The organism is Curtobacterium sp. MCPF17_050 (genome assembly GCF_003224435.2).
Classification (GTDB): domain Bacteria; phylum Actinomycetota; class Actinomycetes; order Actinomycetales; family Microbacteriaceae; genus Curtobacterium.
Map to the genome: position 1 here is coordinate 315,539 of NZ_CP126250.1, position 17,818 is coordinate 333,356.

Here is a 17,818-nt window from a genome sequence, read left to right on the forward strand (position 1 = left end):
GAGGCCCGTGGCGGGCCCGCCACGGGCCTCCCGTCCGGGTCGGCGCGACGCCCGTCGGTCCGGACAGCCCCCGTCCGGGCGGGCAGACTCGTGGGGTGACCGACGCAGCCCAGGACGCCGCCCGTGAGACCGGACGACAGGCGCGCCGCGCCGCCGACAGCAGGTGGTTCGAGACGACGGCCCGTGCCGGGTTCGTCGGCAGCGGTGTCGTGCACCTGCTCATCGGGTACCTGGCGGTGCTGCTCGGTGTCGGGAACGCCTCGGCCGGCAGCGGTGCGCAGGGATCGGAGTCCGGCGACACCGACCAGTCCGGTGCCCTGGCGCAGCTGGCCTCGGTCCCGGGTGGTGTCGTGCTCCTCTGGCTCGTCGCCGTCGGCACCGCGGCGCTGACCATCCGACTCCTGGTCGAGGCCGTCGTCGGCGGTCGCACGGACGACGCGCGGGCCTGGGTGAACCGGGGGAAGAACGTCGGCAAGGCCGTGGTCTACGGCGTCATCACCTACTCGTCCGCCAGCTACGCGGTCGGCGCCGGGAAGAGCTCGTCCGGGTCGACGACGAGCGCCGCCGCGACCGCGCTCGCGACGCCGGGCGGTGTCGTGCTCCTGCTCGTCGTCGCCGCGGTCGCGATCGCCATCGGGGTGGGACTCGTCGTGATCGGGGTGCGGGGGTCCTGGAAGAAGCACCTCCGGGCCCAGCCGCAGTCCGTCCGTCGACCGGTGGCCGTGCTCGCGACCCTCGGGTACGTCGCCAAGGGGGTCGCGGTCGTCATCGTCGGCGTGCTCGTCGCGGTGGCCGCGTTCCGCAGCGACCCGGAGCAGGCGAGCGGGCTCGACGGGGCGTTCGACGCGCTGCGGTCGATGCCGGGCGGGTCCGTCGTCCTCGTCGTGGTCGGGCTCGGGTTCGCCGCGTTCGGCGTCTACAGCTTCTTCCGTGCCCGCTACGCGCGGATCTGACCGCGCGCACGGGATGGTCGCGGACACCGCGACCCGGGCGATGCGATGATGCATCGCGGTGACACGTCGCGCGTCGCCTGTGCCCGTGACCACCGGTCGCGGCTCGCCCACATCGAAGACGAGGAAGCATGGTTCCGACGGAGGGACACCAGGAGGCCGCCCCGCTCCTGGCCGGCCGGTACCGCCTGGAGCAGGTGATCGGTCGGGGTGGCATGTCGGTCGTGCACCGCGCGTGGGACGAGAGCCTGGACCGTCCGGTCGCCGTGAAGCTCTTCCACCCGGGCATCGTCGACATCGCGCGGCAGGAGGCCGAGCAGGGCGTCCTGGCGTCCCTCGACCACCACAACCTCGTCAGCCTCCTCGACGCAGGCGTCGTGGAGGACCAGAACGGATCGCTGCAGCGGTTCATCGTGATGGCGCTCGTGCACGGCCAGGACCTCGAGGAGCGGCTGTCCCTCGGGCCGCTCGCCTCGCGGCACATCGCCGAGATCGGCTACGACATGGCCGAGGCGCTCGACTACATCCACGCGCAGGGCGTCGTGCACCGTGACATCAAGCCGTCGAACATCCTGCTCGTCGACTACGGCAACGGGTCCGACCGGGCACGGGCACGGCTCACCGACTTCGGGATCGCGCTCGCGGCCGGCGTCGAGCGGCTCACCGCGGACGGCGTCACGACGGGCACGGCGGCCTACCTGAGTCCGGAGCAGGCCCGGGGCGCGGACGTCGGTCCGGCCAGCGACGTGTACTCGCTCGGACTGGTGCTGTTGCAGTGCTTCACCCGACGGCGGGAGTTCCCCGGCTCGCTCGTCGAGTCCGCGCTCGCACGGCTCTCGCGTGACCCGATCGTGCCGGAGCCGCTGCCCGAGCACTGGAAGCAGGCGCTCGCGGCGATGACGGCGCAGGACCCGGCGGCCCGACCGGTCGGCGGCGAGCTCGTCGCGTTGCTCCGCCACGTCGTGCTCACCGACACCGCGAGCGACGAACCGGCGGACGTGGCCGCGGCGGACGCCGCTCCCGGTCGTCCCGAGGCGGGTGCGGCACCCGCGTCCGGCTCGGTCTCCGGCGAGGGCGACGGGCGTCCGACGACGCTCGACGTCCTGCCCGAGGAGGCCCTGCAGCGCACGACCGCGATGGCGGCGCGGCTCTTCGACGCGCCCATCGCACTCATCGAGGTGCTCGACGAGGACCGGGAGTGGTCGCAGTCGTACGTGGCCGACGGCGTCGACAAGTCCGCGCGGAGCATCACGTTCCGGAACGGGTTCGCCCCGGTGCCGGTGCCCGTGGTGATCCCCGACGGGTCGACCCACCCGGAGATGCGGAACAGCCCGCTCGTCACCGGCCCGCTCGGCATCCGGTTCTACGTCAGCGTGCCGCTCGTCCGACACGACGGCGCGACGGTCGGCACGCTCGCGGTGCTCGACTCGCGTCCCCGCACCGCCGACGAGGCCGACATGGCGAACCTGCGGGACCTCGCGGCGCTCGCCGTGACGCAACTGGAGCTCCGGCAGGAGTCCCTGCGGACCGGCACCAGCGACGCCGTCCCGATCGTGCGCACCGGCGGGACGCACACCGGCGGACCGCACACGGGCAGTGCCCTCACGGGTGGTGGGCACACCGCGGGCCGACACAGCGGGGACGTCCGTGCGGCCCCGGAGCCGGACCGCGCCGGCTGACCCGCCGAACCGGCGACCGTCGTCGGGTAGGCATGACTAGCGTGGGAGACGTGGACATGGACGACGAGGCACCCCGGATCGACGAGCAGGTCGCCGACGAGCACATCACCGGTACGCGGTTCCCGGTCGACCGGACTCCGGACGACCAGGGCACGGCAGCCGAGGGCACGACCGACGAGGACGTGACCGACGAGGACACGACCCCGGCGGCCCCCGAGATCACCTACGACGAGCAGCTGTACCCGGCCCGACCTCGCCGACTGCGGCCGCGCGCGAACCTGCGCGGCGGCAGCCTGCAGCGGCGGTTCTCGGACCCGCGTGCGGCCAACGGCGAGAACCCGGCCTACATCGAGTGGCTGGTGCGCCAGTCGATGCTCAAGGACGCGGACGTCCTGAGCCGCCAGCTGTCGGGGTCGCCGAGCATGTGGCGCAACCCGTACGCCCGGCCGGACGCCCGGCGCGCCGTGTCGACGTCGGACGTGTGGTTCACCGCGTACCCGATCTCGCTCATCACGCGTCCGGGGGAGTCGTTCCTGACGGCGCTCGCCGACCCCGAGCTCTGGACCGCGTTCGAGCGCATCGGCATCAACGGCGTGCACACCGGACCGGTGAAGCGCGCCGGTGGCATCCGCGGGTGGCAGGAGACCCCGAGCGTCGACGGCCACTTCGACCGGATCGGGACGCAGATCGACCCCACCTTCGGGGACGAGGAGACGTTCCAGCGGATGACCGACGTCGCCGAGGAGCACGGCGGCAGCATCATCGACGACATCGTCCCGGGACACACCGGCAAGGGCGCGGACTTCCGTCTGGCCGAGATGGCGTTCAAGGACTACCCGGGGATCTACCACATGGTCGAGATCCCGCCGGAGGAGTGGCACCTGCTCCCGACCGTGCCGGAGCACCGCGACTCGGTGAACCTCGACTCCGCCACCGAGTCCGCCCTCGCCGAGCGCGGCTACATCATCGGCGAGCTGCAGCGCGTGATCTTCCACCAGCCCGGCGTCAAGGAGACGAACTGGAGCGTCACCGCGCCGGTCGTCGGCGTCGACGGCGTCACCCGCCGCTGGGTGTACCTGCACTACTTCAAGGAGGGACAGCCGTCGGTCAACTGGCTCGACCCCACCTTCGCGGGCATGCGTCTGGTCATCGGCGACGCCCTGCACTCCCTGGGCGACCTCGGCACGAGCGCGCTCCGTCTCGACGCGAACGGGTTCCTCGGCGTCGAGAAGAGCGCGGAGGGTGCCCCCGGCTGGTCGGAGGGCCACCCGCTGTCGCACGCGGCGAACCACGTGATCGCGGGCATGGTGCGCAAGGTCGGTGGCTTCACGTTCCAGGAGCTCAACCTGACGGTCGAGGACATCCGCGACACCGGGGCCGTCGGCGCCGACCTGTCGTACGACTTCATCAACCGTCCGGCGTACCACCACGCCCTCGCGACCGGGGACACCGAGTTCCTCCGCCTGACGCTCCGCACCTCGCTCGAACTCGGCGTGGAACCGGTCAGTCTGGTGCACGGCATGCAGAACCACGACGAGCTCACGTACGAGCTCGTGCACTGGGCGACGCTGCACAAGGACGACGTGTACACGTTCCACGGCGAGGACACGACCGGCGGCGCGCTCGCCGAGCGGATCCGGGCCGACCTGACGGACGCGCTCACGGGCGACGCCGCCGACTACAACCTCGTGTTCACCACGAACGGCATCGCCTGCACCACGGCGTCGCTCATCGCGGCGACCCAGGGGCACACCACGCTCGACGCGATCACCGACGAGCACGTCCCGCAGATCCGTGACGCCCACCTGCTGCTGGCGGCGTTCAACGCCTGGCAGCCGGGCGTCTTCGCGATGTCGGGGTGGGACCTGCTCGGGTCGCTGACCCTCCCGAAGGAACTCGTCACCGACCTGATCGCCGAGGGGGACACGCGGTGGATCGAGCGCGGCGCGCACGACCTGCTCGGCGTCGCCCCGGACACCGAGCGGTCCGCGTCCGGCATGCCGCTGGCCCGGTCCCTGTACGGTCCGCTTCCGGAGCAGCTCGAGCGGCCGGACTCGTTCGCGTCCCGGCTCGGGGAACTCCTGCGGGTCCGGACCGAGTACGGCATCGCCTCGGCCCGCCAGGTGGACGTGCCCGAGGTGGCGCACCGCGGGATGCTCGTCATGGTCCACGAACTCGAGTCGACGGACGAGCAGGGCGAGCCGATCGTGCAGATCACCGTGCTCAACATGACCGACACGGCGCTCGACGGCACCATCCGGTCGGAGTCGCTCCCGCACGGCGCGACGGTCGTCGACGCGACGGACCACAGCGAGCTCGGCACCGTCGACGACCTGTGCAGCTTCCCGCTGCGCATCGACGCCTACGGGTCGCGCTTCCTCGTCCTGCGCCGGACGGCGCCCGAGCAGTGACCTGCACCGATCCGCACCGAGCAGTGACCCACACCGAGCAGTGACCCACACCGAGCAGTGACCCACACCGAGCAGTGACCTGCACCGAGCAGTGACCCCACCGCCGTCCGTCCCGGTCCCGCGCGATCGGGACGGACCCACTGCGGTCTGAGCGGCCGGGCATAGCGCGACCGGTAGACCGGACGGCATGACGACGAGCGCCACCACCGGCCCGGCCCGCGTGTTCTCCGACGTGCAGGCGACCCTCGCCGAGAGCATCGTGTGGGACCCCGGGCAGCAGGTGGCCCGCTGGGTGGACATCCCGCAGGGCACGCTGACGACCGCGGACGCCGAGGGCCGCGTGCTGCACACGGTGACGCTCGATCCGCCGCTGCCGTCGTTCCAGCCCCGCGCCGCAGGTGGGTTCGTCGCCGCGAAGGGCGACACCGTGGTGCTGACGGACCAGGACGGCCACGTCGAGCGCGAACTCGCCGGCGTGCAGCACGCGAACGACGAGATGCGCTTCAACGAGGGCAAGTGCGACCCGTTCGGACGCTTCCTGGTCGGGAGCATGGACCCGACGGACGGGCCGCCGGCCGGGCTGCTGTACGCGTTCTCTCCGGACGGCACGGTCCGGGTCCTCCGCGACGGCTTCGGCACCACGAACGGCATGGAGTGGAACGACGACGGCTCCGAGATGTACGTCACCGACACCGACACCGACACGGTCTACCGCGGTGCGTACGGCCCGGACGGAGAGCTCGGCGACCTCGAGCCGTTCATCGCCGGCGCGGCGCACGACGGTCTGGTCCGTGACGACGAGGGCTGCTTCTGGGGCGCGATCTACGGCGAATCCCGCGTGGAGCGGTACGGTCCCGACGGCACGCACCTGGAGACGGTCGAGATCCCGGCACCGAACGTGACCTCGGTCGCCTTCGGCGGGACGGACATGTCCCTGCTGCTGGTGGGCACGGCACGCGAGAACATGACCGACGAGCAGCTCGCGGAGGCGCCGCACTCCGGGTCCGTCTTCGCGGTACCGACACGGGTGCACGGCCGCCCGGCGTTCCCCTTCGCCGGCTGAGCGGCCGGTCGCCGGGCACCGCCCGGCGACCGGTGCGCCCCAGCGCGTCGGGCCGCCCGGCGGGGTGCTCGCGGTAGCCTGGGCGACCGCCAGCGACCGCCAGCGACCGCGAGGAGCGTCAGTGAACGACGAGCAGCACCAGGGGACCCCCGTGCCACCGGGGGCACCGGACCCGGCCGGGGAGCTCGCCCACGCCGAGGACGCCGACGTCGAGGTGCGCGTCGACCGCATCGCCGTCGACGGCACGTACGTCCGCGTCAGCTCGATCGGGGAACCCGGGGAACGGGCCTTCGTCCTGGTGGCCGGCCTCGGCATCGCGTCGACGTACTACGAACGGCTCGCGCCGCACCTCAACGAGTACGGCCCGGTGCACGCGCTGGACCTGCCCGGGTTCGCCGGGGTCCCGCGCTTCCGCGGTGCCGTGTCGATCGAGCGCTACGCCGACGCGGTCGAGGCGGTCATCGACGAGCTCCGCCTGCACGACCCGGTGCTGGTCGGGCACTCGATGGGCACGCAGGTCGTCACCGAGGTCGCCGCCCGGCGCCCGGACGTCTCCGACGTGGTGCTCATCAGCCCGGTCCTCGACCCGGCGGCGCGGTCGGTGCGGCGAGCCGCGCTGCGGTTCCTCCGGTCCTCCGTGCACGAGCCGTCCGCCGTGCGGTGGCACGCGGTCACCGCGTACGCGCTCTGCGGGTGGCACTGGTTCCGCAAGGTCCTGCCCGAGATGATCGCCTACCCGATCGAGGAGCGTGCCGCCGACGTCGGGGCGCGGACCCTGGTCGTCCGCGGCGAACACGACGCACTCGTGCCGCGCTCCTGGGTGCGGCGGCTCGCGCGTGCCCTGCCGTACGCGGTCCTCCGCGAGGTGGTCGGGGGCGCGCACTCGGTGATGCACGCCCAGGCGGACGCCGTCGCACGCCTCGCCGTCGCGCACGTCGACGGTCGGCTCCCGGACCGCGGGGTCTCCTCGCTGCAGCGCGTCCGAGATGACTCCACCGCGTCCGACCTCGACCGCCTCGGCTTCACCGACCGCTGGCTCGTCGTGAAGTCGCGCTTCATGGAACTCGTCGGGATGGCGAAGGGCGACGACGAGCGGCTGGAGGCAGCCAAGTCCGCGCACGCGGTCGCGATGGCCGACCGCGACGGCGTCCCGGTCGACCCGGAGGAACGGGCGACGGTCGTCGAGACGGTCGCCCCGGAGCGCGGCGGCGACCGCCGCCCGTTCTGACCCCGTCCGCCCAGGAGGCCCGGAACCCGTCCCGCAGGACCGGCTCCGGGCCTCCCCGCCGGGGCGTGGCGCCGCGCGGGTCAGTCGGCGGTGATGGTGCCGGGCAGCATGTCCGGTGTCAGCGCATGCGCCTCGGCCAGCACCTTGCGGGCGTCGTCGGTCTTGCCGGGCACGTTCCAGAGCAGCACACCGGCGACCAGGTCGTCGTCGTCCAGGTGGTAGACGACGCCCCGCTCGTGTGGTTCGGCCCAGTCCTCGACGGCGCGGAGCGAGGAGGACACGACGCCGACGGCCTCGTACCGGACGTCGAAGACGGTGGAGTAGAACATCGGGGTGTGCTCGTACGGCTCGTCCGCTCCGGCCAGGTTGCGACCGGCCTGCCGACCCTGCTGCTGCGCGTTGTCGACGTGTTCGACGCGGCGGGTGCCGAGCAGCCGGTCCGGGTAGGACGCGACGTCGCCGGCGGCGTACACCGCGGGGTCGTCCGTGCTGAGCGTCGCGGACACGCGCACGCCGTCGTCGACGGCGAGGCCGGCGTCCTCGGCGAGCTGCGTGGCAGGATCGATGCCCAGGCCGGCGACGGCGACGTCGGCGGTCACCGTCGAGCCGTCGTCGAGGGTCAGGACGACGCTGTCGGCCGTCTCCTCGCCCGACGCGACCCGACTGCCCGTGCGGACCTCCACCCCGGCATCGACGAAGCGCTGCTGGAAGACGGCCGCCAGAGCCGCCGGGAACATGTGACCACCGAGCACGTCGTCGGGGGTGACGAGCGTGACACGGGCACCGTTCTGCACCAGGCCCGCGGCGATCTCGGTCCCGATGTAGCTGCCACCGACGACGACCACGGAGGCACCCGCGTCGGCGTGCCGTCGGAGTGTCCGGTAGTCGGCTGCGCTGCGGTAGCTGAGCACCCGGTCGGACGGCCGGAGACCGGGCAGGTCCCGCGGACCACCGCCGGTGGCCAGGAGCAGCCGGTCGTAGCCGATCGTCTGCCCGTCGGCGGTCGTCACGGTCTTCGCCGCGCGGTCGATCGACTCGACCCTGGTGCCGAGCACGAACTCGGCGCCGGTCTCCTCGGTGTGCAGGTCGACCCCGTCGTCCCAGCTGAAGTCCGGATCCGTCCAGAGCTTCTTGGACAGGGCCGGACGGGCGTACGGGCGGTCGACGTCCTCGCTGATGATGCCGATCGTGCCGTCGGGGTCGAGCTCGCGGACGCCGCGGGCAGCGGAGTCGGCGACCATCCCGCCGCCGATGATGAGATGCCGGTGGTGCGTCACGGGTCCTCCGTCAGATGGTCGCGACCGAGCCGGAGTCGACGCGGTAGTCCGCCCCGTTGACGAAGCTGGCGAGCTCCGAGCACAGGAACGCCACGACGTTGGCGACCTCCTCCGGCTCACCACGGCGCTTCAGTTCCATGTACGGACGCTCTTCGTCGAGGAAGCTCGAGATCGCCTCGTCGAACGAGGTGCCGAGCTGCTTCGACCGCTTGTCCATCATGGCGTCGGTCATCGGGGTGTGGATGAACGCGGGGGAGACCGTGTTCACGAGCAGCCCCTCCTGCGCGTAGGAGCGCGAGAGGCCCTTCGCGAACGAGAGCACCCCGGCCTTGGCGGCACAGTAGGGCAGTTCGTCGTCGTACGGCTGCCTGGCGTCCTCGGACACCAGGTAGACGATCCGGCCCCAGCCGCCGTTCCGCAGGTCGCTGATGAACTCGCGGGTGATGCGGACCGGCCCCATCAGGTCGATGTCCAGCGTCTCCTGCCAGCCGGCCTCGTCGATCTCGTGGAACATGCCCTGTGCTCCCGTGACGCCCGAGGACTGCACGAGGATGTCGATCTCGCCGACGGCGTCCCGCACCTCCGCATGCAGCGCGGCCAGGCTGTCGGCGCTACGGACGTCCGCCGCGAACGCGTGCAGCTTGCCGTGCGGCGCCTCGAGCTGGTCCGCGCTCGTGTCGAGGCGGCTCTGGTCGATGTCGGTCACGACGACGGTCGCACCCTCCGCCAGGAGGATGCGCGCCGTGTTCCAGCCGATGCCGGAGTCACCACCGAAGACGAGAGCGGTCTTGCCCTGGATCCCGAGGTCCACGTCCGGCCCGGGCTTACTCGTGCTCGGAGGCTTCGGCCACCGCGGGGGTCGTCGCACTCGCCAGCGGTGTCCGGGGGGCGCGGTTCTCGGCGCTGACCATCCACGCGAGCTGCTCGAGGCGCTCGATGAAGCCGTGCAGCAGATCGGCGGTCGTCGGGTCTTCCTCGTCGACCTCGTCGTGCACGTCACGCATCGTGGCGGTGGTCTGGTAGAGGCGCAGCGTGATCAGGTCGATCGCGTCGTGCGTGAGGACCTCGCCGTCCGGGAACGGGTCGAGGTGGGTACCGGCCGCGACGGTTGCGGAACGGCCGTCCGGCACGGCGTAGAGCGCACGCATGCGCTCCGCCATGTCGTCGGCGAACTCACGGGCGGCCTCGACGATCTCGTCGAGCTGCAGGTGGAGGTCGCGGAAGTTGGTGCCGAGGATGTTCCAGTGGGCCTGCTTGCCCTGCAGGTGCAGGTCGATCAGGTCGACGAGGACCTTCTGGAGGTTGGCGGCGAGCGTGTCCGACGCGTGCATGTGACGACTCCTTCTTCGCGGTGTTGACGATTCCGGTCTACCCGCTCGCTCCCCCCGTGTTCCCAGTGGGTGTCGAGGTGGCGTCCCCCGCGGGGCGGCGGGGCGCGTCACGGCGCGGTCGAGACGCCGGTGGACGTCAGTGCGCGACGACGGGCGGGTCGACCTGGTCGACCGCGGTGCGCATCTGCTCGAGGAACACCGCGACGACGCGGGCGTCCTGCGCGCTGAGTCCCTCGGCGATGCCCATCATGCGCCGGTGCATGACACCGAGCGTGGCGCGCACCTCGGCGTCGGTTTCCACCGTCGGCACGATGATGAGGCCGCGGCGGTCGGTCGGGTGCGGCTCGCGCCGGACGTGCCCGCTCTTGACGAGTCGGTCGACCAGGATCGTCGTCGACGCCGACGAGATCTTCAGGTACGCGGAGAGGTCCTTCGGGCTGACGGCGTGCCCGGAGCGCTGCGCCTGCAGCAGGTGACGGATGGCCAGCAGGTCGGTCTCGCCCATGCCCATCGAGTCACGCGTGCGGCGACGCATGGCGGTCTCGGCGGCGCGGTAGCGACGGAGGGCGTTCAACACGGCGACACCGCGCTGGGTCGCGTCGTCGTCCGGGAACCAGTAGCCGGACGCCTCCGTGATCTCCTGCGTGGTCATCCCGAAAGGATAATCCGTCTGGTAGCGAGGCTGTCTAGCGATGCGGCGGACGTCCAGCAGACGGACGGGAGGCCCAGTGCTCGCTCGCACCGCGCCTCCCGTCCGTCCCCGGTCGCGTTCCGACCGGACGGGCTACGCCGCGACCGGCTCGCCGGCCGCGTCGGCGAGCGCGGTCAGGGCGCCGCGGACGAGACCGACGACCTCCTCGTCCTCACGGGGGTGGGTCTCGGCGAAGCGGACGACCGACTGCGGGATCGCGACCTTGACGTCCTCCAGGACCTTCGCGCCGGCGATGCCCGCGGCCTTGCGGGCCTCGTCGTGGGCCCAGACCCCGCCGTACTGGCCGAACGCGGAACCGATGACGGCGACCGGCTTGCCGGAGATGGGCGAGGAACCGAACGGACGCGACGCCCAGTCGAGGGCGTTCTTCAGCACCGCCGGCATCGTCCCGTTGTACTCCGGGGTCACGAGGAGCAGGCCGTCGGCGTCGGCGACCGCCTGGCGGAAGGCGACGGCCGCGGCGGGCGGGGTGTCGCCGTCGAGGTCCTCGTTGTAGAAGGGCAGGTCGACGATGCCGTCGAAGACCGTGAGCTCGATGCCCTCCGGTGCGTGCTGGACGGCGGCCTCGGTGAGCTGGCGGTTGGTGGAGCCGGCGCGGAGGCTGCCGACGAGGGCGACGATCTGGGTCATGGCGTTCCTTCTGGTCGTGGTGGTTGCAGCGACAACCGATCCGTCCAGCGCGGGATTCCCCGCGGTGACCTCCGGCGTGTCCGCCCGCCCGAGCCGTGCGGAGGGGCCGTCGGTACTGTCGGCCTCGTGAAGAAGACGCCGAGTGACACGCCCCGCACCACCGATCCGAACTGGTGGCGGCAGGCCGTCGTCTACCAGGTGTACCCGCGGAGCTTCGCCGACTCGGACGCGGACGGCATCGGCGACATCGCGGGTGTGACGAGCCGGGTGCCGTACCTCGCCGAGCTCGGTGTCGATGCCGTCTGGCTGTCGCCCTTCTACCCGTCACCGCTCGCCGACGGCGGCTACGACGTCGCCGACTACCGGGACGTCGACCCGAAGCTCGGGACGCTCGACGGGATCGACGAGCTGATCTCCACCGCGCACGAGCACGACCTGCGCGTCATCGTCGACCTCGTGCCGAACCACACCTCGGACCAGCACGCGTGGTTCCGGGAGGCGCTCGCGGCCGACCCCGGGTCCGCCGAACGGGCCCGGTACGTGTTCCGGGACGGCTCCGGCCCGGACGGCGACCAGCCGCCGAGCGACTGGGTGTCGAACTTCGGCGGCAGCGCGTGGACGCGGGTGCCGGACGGCCAGTGGTACCTGCACCTCTTCGCTCCCGAGCAGCCCGACCTGGACTGGACGAACCCCGAGGTGCGGCAGGACTTCGAGGACACCCTCCGGTTCTGGTCCGACCGCGGGGTCGACGGGTTCCGCGTGGACGTCGCGCACGGGCTCGCGAAGGACCTGTCGGAGCCGTACCGGCCGTCGAACGGTGAAGCCCTGCCCCTCGACGGCTCCGACCCGCTGTACGACCGCGACGAGGTCCACGCGATCTTCACCGAGTGGCGGAAGGTCCTCGACGAGTACGCCCCGCCGCGCGCCGCGATCGCCGAGGCGTGGTCCCCGGCCCCCCGCCGTGTCCTCTACGCCCGACCGACCGAACTCGGTCAGGCCTTCAACTTCGACCTCCTCGAGGCGCCGTTCGAGGCAGCCGTGTTCCGGTCACTCATCGAGCAGAACCTCGACGCCGCGGAGACCTCCGGTGGCTCGAGCACGTGGGTGCTCTCGAACCACGACGTCGTGCGCCACGCCACGCGCTACGGGCTGCCCGACGACGCCGACACGGACGCCTGGCTCATGTCCGACGGCGAGACGCCGCCCCTCGACCGCGCCGCCGGCCTCCGTCGGGCCCGGGCGGCGACGCTCCTCGTGCTCGCGCTGCCCGGCTCGTCCTACGTCTACCAGGGCGAGGAGCTCGGGCTGCACGAGGCGCCCGCCATCCCGCACGATCAGCTGCAGGACCCGAAGTGGATCCGCACCGGGCACACCGTGAAGGGCCGCGACGGCTGCCGGGTGCCGATCCCGTGGACGAAGTCCGGGCCCTCGTTCGGCTTCGGCGACGCCGCTCCGCACCTGCCGCAGCCGACCGACTTCGGTGCGAGCAGCGTCGAGGCCGAGGACCGGGTGCCGGGGTCGACGCTGTCGTTCTACCGTGAGGCTCTGTCCGCCCGTCGCCGGCTGCAGCAGGGTGAGGCGCTCGAGTGGCTCGAGACCGACTCGCCGGAGGTCGTCGCCTTCGCCCGGCACGACGGCTGGCGGTCCTACACGAACTTCGGGACGGAGCCGGTCCCGATGCCCCAGGGCGCCGTCGTGGTCACCTCGGGCCCGCTGGGCGACGACGGACTACCCGGCGGCACGACGGTCTGGGTGGCGTAGCGGTCGGGCTCCCCTCCACACCTGTGAGGGGAGTGGCATCGATCCACAGGGCGGCGCCCCGACCGGAGGCGCGGGGAGCCGGCTCGCGAAGATCGTGACATGACACATGACACGACCTGCTCTGGCCCGCCTCCGACCCCCACCGCCGTCCGTAGCCGACCGCCCCGGCGGCGGCGCTCGCCCCGTCCGTCGCGCGCACGACGCGGACTCCGGCGGTGGCTCGTCGGGACCGCGGTCGCCGTCGCGGTCGGCAGCACGGTGCCGCTCGGCGTCGGCGGCGGTGCAGCGGCGGACGACCTGCCGTTCCCCTGGTCGACCGGCTTCAGCACGGCTGACGGGGGCACCCTGAGCGGCGACGCCCACATCGTCGACGGGCGCCTCCGCCTGACCGATGCCGACGTCGACGCTGCCGGCGCCTGGGCGATGGACGACTCCTTCCCGTCGAGCCTCGGGCTCGACATCGAGTTCGACTACGCCATGTACACCCCGTACGAGCAGGGGGCCGACGGTCTGCTGCTGTCCCTGTCGGACGGGGCGGTCGCACCCGGGGTCGGCGCGTACGGCGCGGCGCTCGGGTACTCGTGCCGGTCGGCGACGAACCAGGGAGCGCGCGAGTGCACCCTCCCCGGACTCCCCGGGGCGTTCGCGGGGGTCGCCCTCGACCAGTACGGCAACTTCTCGCTGCCCTTCAACGAGAGCGGGCCCGGTCGGACGCCGGACACCGTGACCATCCGGGGGTCCGGGAACGGGACGACGGGGTACCGGTTCGTCCAGCACGCGCAGGTCCCGGGCGGCGTCGCGACCGGTACCGCCACACCACGGAAGGTCCGCGTGCTGCTGCTGCCCGAGGACGGCGGGCTGACCCTGACCGTCCGACTCGCCTCCGCGGACGGCGGGATGCGCACCGTCCTCGACCACGTCCAACTGCAGGGGCCGGGCCAGGCTCCGCTCCCACCGACCCTCCGGCTCGGGTTCACGGCGGCCACCGGGTCCTTCCGGAGCGTGCACGAGATCGATGCACTGCGGGTGACGCAGCCGGCCGACCTCCGGATCGAGCACGACATGCCGCCCGTCGTCGCCGGCGACCGGGTCGCCTACACGGTCACCGCCTCGAACGTGGGGGCGAACGACTCCGACCCGAGCGCGGTCGCCGTCGACGTACCGGACGAGCTCCACGACGTGACCTGGACGTGCAGCGTCCCCGCGCCCTCCAACTGTGCCGACGCCTCGGGCACCGGCGACGTCGCGACGACCCTCGGTCTGCGGCGTGGAGCGGCCGCGACCTTCACGGTGTCCGGGCAGCTCGACCCGGGCACGACCGGGCAGATCGACAGCGAGGCCACCGTGGCGATCGCCCCGGGGCTGTTCGACGCGCGACCCGCCGACAACGTCTCGCAGGCCTCGGCACCGGTGACGACGATCGCCCAGATGACGACGGACAAGAGCGTCGCGCCGGACCGTCCCGTCGAGCCCGGGGACGAGCTCGAGTACACGGTCACCGCACGGAACGGCGGCCCCTCCACCGCTCACGACGTGGGCGCGGTCGACGACCTGCCGGAGCAGCTGGCGTTCGTCGGGTCGGACGACGCGTGCACGGCCGACGGCCAGCGTGTGACGTGCACCGGCGGCGGGGACGTCGCCCCCGGGCAGGAACACGCCTTCCGGTTCCGCGCCCGACTGGACGCCGGCTACACGGGTGACGGCTCCGACGTGGTGAACGTCGCGACGGCGACCTCGCCGACCGACCCCGACGGCGGCGAGGAGTCGCCCGAGGTGCCGATCGAGGTGATCGAGCCGGACGGCCCGGGTGGTCCCGACGGGCCGGACGGTCCCGACGGCCCGGGGGACCCCGACGGGCCGGGCGGCACGGGTGGACCGGGCGACGCCGGTCACCCGGACCCGACGCCGGGACCTGCCGGACGGCCGGACGGACCGGTCGACGAGCACGGGGCGGGCACCGGTGACGGGAGCGGTGCTCCCGGAGCGACGGCACCGCGGCGCCCGGGTGCCCTCGCCTACACGGGAACGCAGGGGCTCGGCCTGGTGGGCCTGGCCGGGATCGTGCTGACCGGCACCGGTGCGACCGTGTGGCTCGTCCGTCGACGCCGTCCCGAGGACGCAGCGGAGGCACCGGAAGAGCGCTAGTGCCACGGACGGGGCGGATCGTGGTCCGCCCCGTCCGACCGCCGGGATCGACGGTCGGGCAGGTGCCCACGGACGCGGCGGTAGGATCGACCGTACGAACCGACAGCCCGAGAGAGGTCCCGTGTCCCACTCCGTGGACGACGCCGCGCAGCGAGCACGGTACTGGCCGGTCCCGGTCCTCCGGGCAGTCCCGGCAGCCGTGATCGCGATGGTGATCACGTTCTCCCCGAACCACTCGGCCGGCTTCGGCCTCGTGCTGTTCGGCGTCTTCGCCCTCGTCGACGGGGCCGTCCTCGCCTGGGGGAGCACCTCGCGGCTGCCAGGGGACGACCGCTCGCGGCGATCCGGGACGGCGCAGGCCGCCCTGTCCATCGTCGCCGGCCTCGCGGCGATCGCGTGCAGCGGTCTCGGTCTCCCCGCGCTGATCACCGTCGTCGTGTGCTCCGCCGTGCTGACCGGCGCACTCGAGCTGTCGCAGGGGCTCCGCGCTCGCGGGCGGTCACCGTTCGCCCGGGACTGGACGACCGTCGGCGGTCTCACGCTGCTGCTCGCGGTCGCCTTCCTCGTGACCCCGCCCGACTACTCGCAGCAGCTCGGCGGGGTCGAACGCGTCACCGGCACCCTCGACGCCTCGATCGTCCTCGTCGGCCTGCTCGGCGCCTACCTCGCCATCGCGGCGGTCTTCCACCTGATCGCCGGCCTCTCGCACAAGTGGGGGACGGCTGCTCCGGCGGCCACCCCGGACGGAGCACCACACGTATGACCACCCCCAGCCGTCGTGACCGCCTGCGCCCGGTCGAACTCCTCGGCATCTCCGCGGTCATCGCGGTGGTCGTCGGCCTCGTCGTGCTGATGTCGACACGGGAGCCCACGCTCGCGCTCGTCTTCTTCGGCGTCGGCTTCGTCGTCGTGGTCGTCGTGATGGCGATGCTCCAGCTGACGTCGACGTCCGACCAGGACGACAACGACATGCTCGGCGGACACAACACCCCCGGACGAGGAGACGACGACGGCTTCCACTGAAGCAGCGGCGGGACGCACGGCCCGCGGCCGGCGCCGCCCCGAGCAGGGTGATCCCGCACTGCCGAGCCGGTACCGGCACCGCACCCTCATCCTCGCGGTCTGCTGCATGAGCCTGTTCATCGTCTCGATGGACGCCACCGTGGTGAACGTCGCCCTCCCGTCGATCGGACGCGAACTCCACAGCCCCATCGCCGGCCTGCAGTGGACCATCGACGCCTACACGCTCGTCCTCGCGAGCCTGCTCCTGCTGTCGGGATCGACCGCCGACCGCATCGGCCGTCGGACGACGTTCCAGGTCGGTCTCGCGCTCTTCACCGTCGGGTCGTTGCTCTGCTCGCTCGCTCCGAGCGTCGGGTGGCTCGTCGTCTTCCGCATGGTGCAGGCCGTCGGCGGCTCGATGATGAACCCGGTCGCGATGAGCATCATCACGGCGACGTTCGACGACGCGAAGGAACGTGCCCGCGCGGTCGGCGTCTGGGGCGCGGTCGTCGGGGTGTCAATGGGGCTGGGCCCCCTGGTCGGCGGAGCGCTGACCGACACCGTCGGGTGGCGCGCGATCTTCTGGATCAACGTGCCGATCGGCATCGCCGCCATCGTCCTCACGTTCCTGTTCGTCCCGGAGTCGCGGTCGCCGAAGCCCCGGCGGTTCGACCCGCTCGGGCAGGGCATCGTGATCGTGCTGCTCGCGAGCCTGGTCGGCGGGCTGATCGAGGGCCCCCGACTGGGCTGGGCGTCCGCGGGCACGCTGGGTCTGTTCGTCCTCGCCGCGGCCGCGTTGGTCGCCCTGGTGGTCGTCGAAGGTCGGACCGCCGAGCCGCTCATCGACCTCCGCTTCTTCCGGAGCGTCCCGTTCTCGTCCGCCGTGGGCACCGCGCTCGTGGCGTTCGGGGCGAACGGGGCGTTCCTGTTCCTCAGCGCCCTGTACCTGCAGGAGGTGCGCGGCCTGACCCCCTTCGAAGCGGGGCTGTGGACGCTGCCGTCGGCCCTCGCGACGATGGTCGTGTCGCCGGTCTCGGGGTGGCTCATCGGCACGGTGGGGACGCGGGTGCCGCTCGTCCTCGCAGGTCTGGGGATCGGTGCGGCCGGTGCGGTCCTGACCACCGTGCAGGTCTCGACGCCGATGTGGGTCCTCGTGGTCGCCTTCGTGCTGTTCGGCTTCGGGTTCGGCATGGTGAACGCGCCCATCACGAACACCGCGGTCTCCGGCATGCCCCGCGCGCAGTCCGGGTCGGCGGCGGCCGTCGCGTCGACCAGTCGGCAGACCGGGGTGTCCCTCGGCGTCGCGCTCGCCGGGACCGTCACGGGGGCGAGTGCGGTCGCGACGGTCGGCCCCGCGTTCGCGGTCGCGACCCATCCGATGTGGTGGATCGTCGTGGGCATCGGCGCCGTCATCGTCCTGGTCGGCGTGCTGTCGACCACGGGGGCGGCCCGGCGGTCGGTCGAGGCCGTCGCGCCCCTGCTCCGCGGCTGACCCGGCGGCGGTTCACCGCCGGGCTGACCCGACCGCGGCTGACGTGACGGGGCTGACCCCGGAGGCGGCTGACACAGCGGCTGACCCGGCGGCGGCTGACCCGACGGGGGCTGGGCCGACCATCCGCGGGGCTCCGG

Annotated in this window: 15 protein-coding genes; 10 read left to right on the forward strand and 5 right to left on the reverse strand. The window is 72.6% G+C overall.

Going from position 1 to position 17,818, the window contains the following annotated elements:
- The first annotated feature begins 95 nt into the window (after nucleotides 1–95).
- The 5 genes from DEJ34_RS01555 to DEJ34_RS01575 all read left to right on the forward strand — a co-directional run bounded on the left by DEJ34_RS01555 (nucleotide 96) and on the right by DEJ34_RS01575 (nucleotide 7,331).
- Nucleotides 96–953 (forward strand): DUF1206 domain-containing protein, encoded by an 858-nt coding sequence (locus DEJ34_RS01555; RefSeq protein ID WP_181422234.1) that lies wholly within the window; start codon nucleotides 96–98, stop codon nucleotides 951–953.
- A 128-nt stretch (nucleotides 954–1,081) separates the two neighbouring features.
- Complete coding sequence (locus tag DEJ34_RS01560; protein WP_110911213.1) at nucleotides 1,082–2,629, forward strand: protein kinase domain-containing protein; 1,548 nt, start codon at nucleotides 1,082–1,084, stop codon at nucleotides 2,627–2,629.
- Between the two features lie 56 nt (nucleotides 2,630–2,685).
- Nucleotides 2,686–5,040 (forward strand): maltose alpha-D-glucosyltransferase, encoded by a 2,355-nt coding sequence (gene treS, locus DEJ34_RS01565; protein WP_110911226.1) that lies wholly within the window; start codon nucleotides 2,686–2,688, stop codon nucleotides 5,038–5,040.
- Nucleotides 5,041–5,227: 187 nt separating this feature from the next.
- The gene (locus DEJ34_RS01570; protein WP_110911212.1) at nucleotides 5,228–6,103 is read left to right on the forward strand and encodes an SMP-30/gluconolactonase/LRE family protein; all 876 of its coding nucleotides are present in this window, start codon (nucleotides 5,228–5,230) and stop codon (nucleotides 6,101–6,103) included.
- A gap of 121 nt (nucleotides 6,104–6,224) precedes the next feature.
- A complete protein-coding gene (locus DEJ34_RS01575; RefSeq protein WP_181422233.1) occupies nucleotides 6,225–7,331 on the forward strand; it encodes an alpha/beta fold hydrolase in 1,107 nt (368 codons plus the stop codon).
- Nucleotides 7,332–7,411: 80 nt separating this feature from the next.
- On the opposite strand, the gene DEJ34_RS01580 is transcribed toward DEJ34_RS01575, so the two are convergent.
- The 5 genes from DEJ34_RS01580 to DEJ34_RS01600 all read right to left on the reverse strand — a co-directional run bounded on the left by DEJ34_RS01580 (nucleotide 7,412) and on the right by DEJ34_RS01600 (nucleotide 11,281).
- On the reverse strand, nucleotides 7,412–8,608 hold the full coding sequence (locus DEJ34_RS01580; protein WP_110911210.1) for an NAD(P)/FAD-dependent oxidoreductase: 1,197 nt from the start codon (nucleotides 8,606–8,608) through the stop codon (nucleotides 7,412–7,414).
- A 10-nt stretch (nucleotides 8,609–8,618) separates the two neighbouring features.
- Nucleotides 8,619–9,419, reverse strand: coding sequence for an SDR family NAD(P)-dependent oxidoreductase (locus tag DEJ34_RS01585; RefSeq protein ID WP_110901901.1), 801 nt, complete (start codon nucleotides 9,417–9,419; stop codon nucleotides 8,619–8,621).
- 13 nt (nucleotides 9,420–9,432) lie between these two features.
- The gene (locus DEJ34_RS01590) at nucleotides 9,433–9,939 is read right to left on the reverse strand and encodes a Dps family protein (protein ID WP_110823091.1); all 507 of its coding nucleotides are present in this window, start codon (nucleotides 9,937–9,939) and stop codon (nucleotides 9,433–9,435) included.
- 136 nt (nucleotides 9,940–10,075) lie between these two features.
- On the reverse strand, nucleotides 10,076–10,591 hold the full coding sequence (locus DEJ34_RS01595) for a MarR family winged helix-turn-helix transcriptional regulator (RefSeq protein WP_110901900.1): 516 nt from the start codon (nucleotides 10,589–10,591) through the stop codon (nucleotides 10,076–10,078).
- A gap of 132 nt (nucleotides 10,592–10,723) precedes the next feature.
- The gene (locus DEJ34_RS01600) at nucleotides 10,724–11,281 is read right to left on the reverse strand and encodes an NADPH-dependent FMN reductase (RefSeq protein WP_110891423.1); all 558 of its coding nucleotides are present in this window, start codon (nucleotides 11,279–11,281) and stop codon (nucleotides 10,724–10,726) included.
- Between the two features lie 126 nt (nucleotides 11,282–11,407).
- Here DEJ34_RS01600 and DEJ34_RS01605 point away from each other — a divergent pair, with 126 nt between their 5' ends.
- The 5 genes from DEJ34_RS01605 to DEJ34_RS01625 all read left to right on the forward strand — a co-directional run bounded on the left by DEJ34_RS01605 (nucleotide 11,408) and on the right by DEJ34_RS01625 (nucleotide 17,681).
- Complete coding sequence (locus tag DEJ34_RS01605) at nucleotides 11,408–13,042, forward strand: glycoside hydrolase family 13 protein (protein WP_110911209.1); 1,635 nt, start codon at nucleotides 11,408–11,410, stop codon at nucleotides 13,040–13,042.
- 258 nt (nucleotides 13,043–13,300) lie between these two features.
- Nucleotides 13,301–15,187, forward strand: coding sequence for a DUF11 domain-containing protein (locus DEJ34_RS01610; protein WP_146236906.1), 1,887 nt, complete (start codon nucleotides 13,301–13,303; stop codon nucleotides 15,185–15,187).
- Nucleotides 15,188–15,308: 121 nt separating this feature from the next.
- Nucleotides 15,309–15,950: a DUF308 domain-containing protein gene (locus DEJ34_RS01615; protein ID WP_258368306.1), complete on the forward strand. Its 642-nt coding sequence runs from the start codon at nucleotides 15,309–15,311 to the stop codon at nucleotides 15,948–15,950.
- Entirely contained in the window at nucleotides 15,947–16,210 is a 264-nt protein-coding gene (locus DEJ34_RS01620; RefSeq protein WP_110823101.1) for a hypothetical protein, read from the forward strand. Before DEJ34_RS01615 ends, DEJ34_RS01620 begins: the two co-directional genes overlap by 4 nt.
- A gap of 106 nt (nucleotides 16,211–16,316) precedes the next feature.
- A complete protein-coding gene (locus tag DEJ34_RS01625) occupies nucleotides 16,317–17,681 on the forward strand; it encodes an MFS transporter (RefSeq protein WP_110911207.1) in 1,365 nt (454 codons plus the stop codon).
- Nucleotides 17,682–17,818: the final 137 nt, after the last annotated feature.

Coding starts and splice junctions, on each gene's coding strand:
- DEJ34_RS01560 (WP_110911213.1), top strand. CDS start 1,082: ATGGTTCCGACGGAGGGACACCAGGAGGCCGCCCCGCTCCTGGCCGGC.
- treS (WP_110911226.1), top strand. CDS start 2,686: ATGGACGACGAGGCACCCCGGATCGACGAGCAGGTCGCCGACGAGCAC.
- DEJ34_RS01570 (WP_110911212.1), top strand. CDS start 5,228: ATGACGACGAGCGCCACCACCGGCCCGGCCCGCGTGTTCTCCGACGTG.
- DEJ34_RS01590 (WP_110823091.1), bottom strand. CDS start 9,939: ATGCACGCGTCGGACACGCTCGCCGCCAACCTCCAGAAGGTCCTCGTC.
- DEJ34_RS01595 (WP_110901900.1), bottom strand. CDS start 10,591: ATGACCACGCAGGAGATCACGGAGGCGTCCGGCTACTGGTTCCCGGAC.
- DEJ34_RS01600 (WP_110891423.1), bottom strand. CDS start 11,281: ATGACCCAGATCGTCGCCCTCGTCGGCAGCCTCCGCGCCGGCTCCACC.
- DEJ34_RS01620 (WP_110823101.1), top strand. CDS start 15,947: ATGACCACCCCCAGCCGTCGTGACCGCCTGCGCCCGGTCGAACTCCTC.
- DEJ34_RS01625 (WP_110911207.1), top strand. CDS start 16,317: ATGAGCCTGTTCATCGTCTCGATGGACGCCACCGTGGTGAACGTCGCC.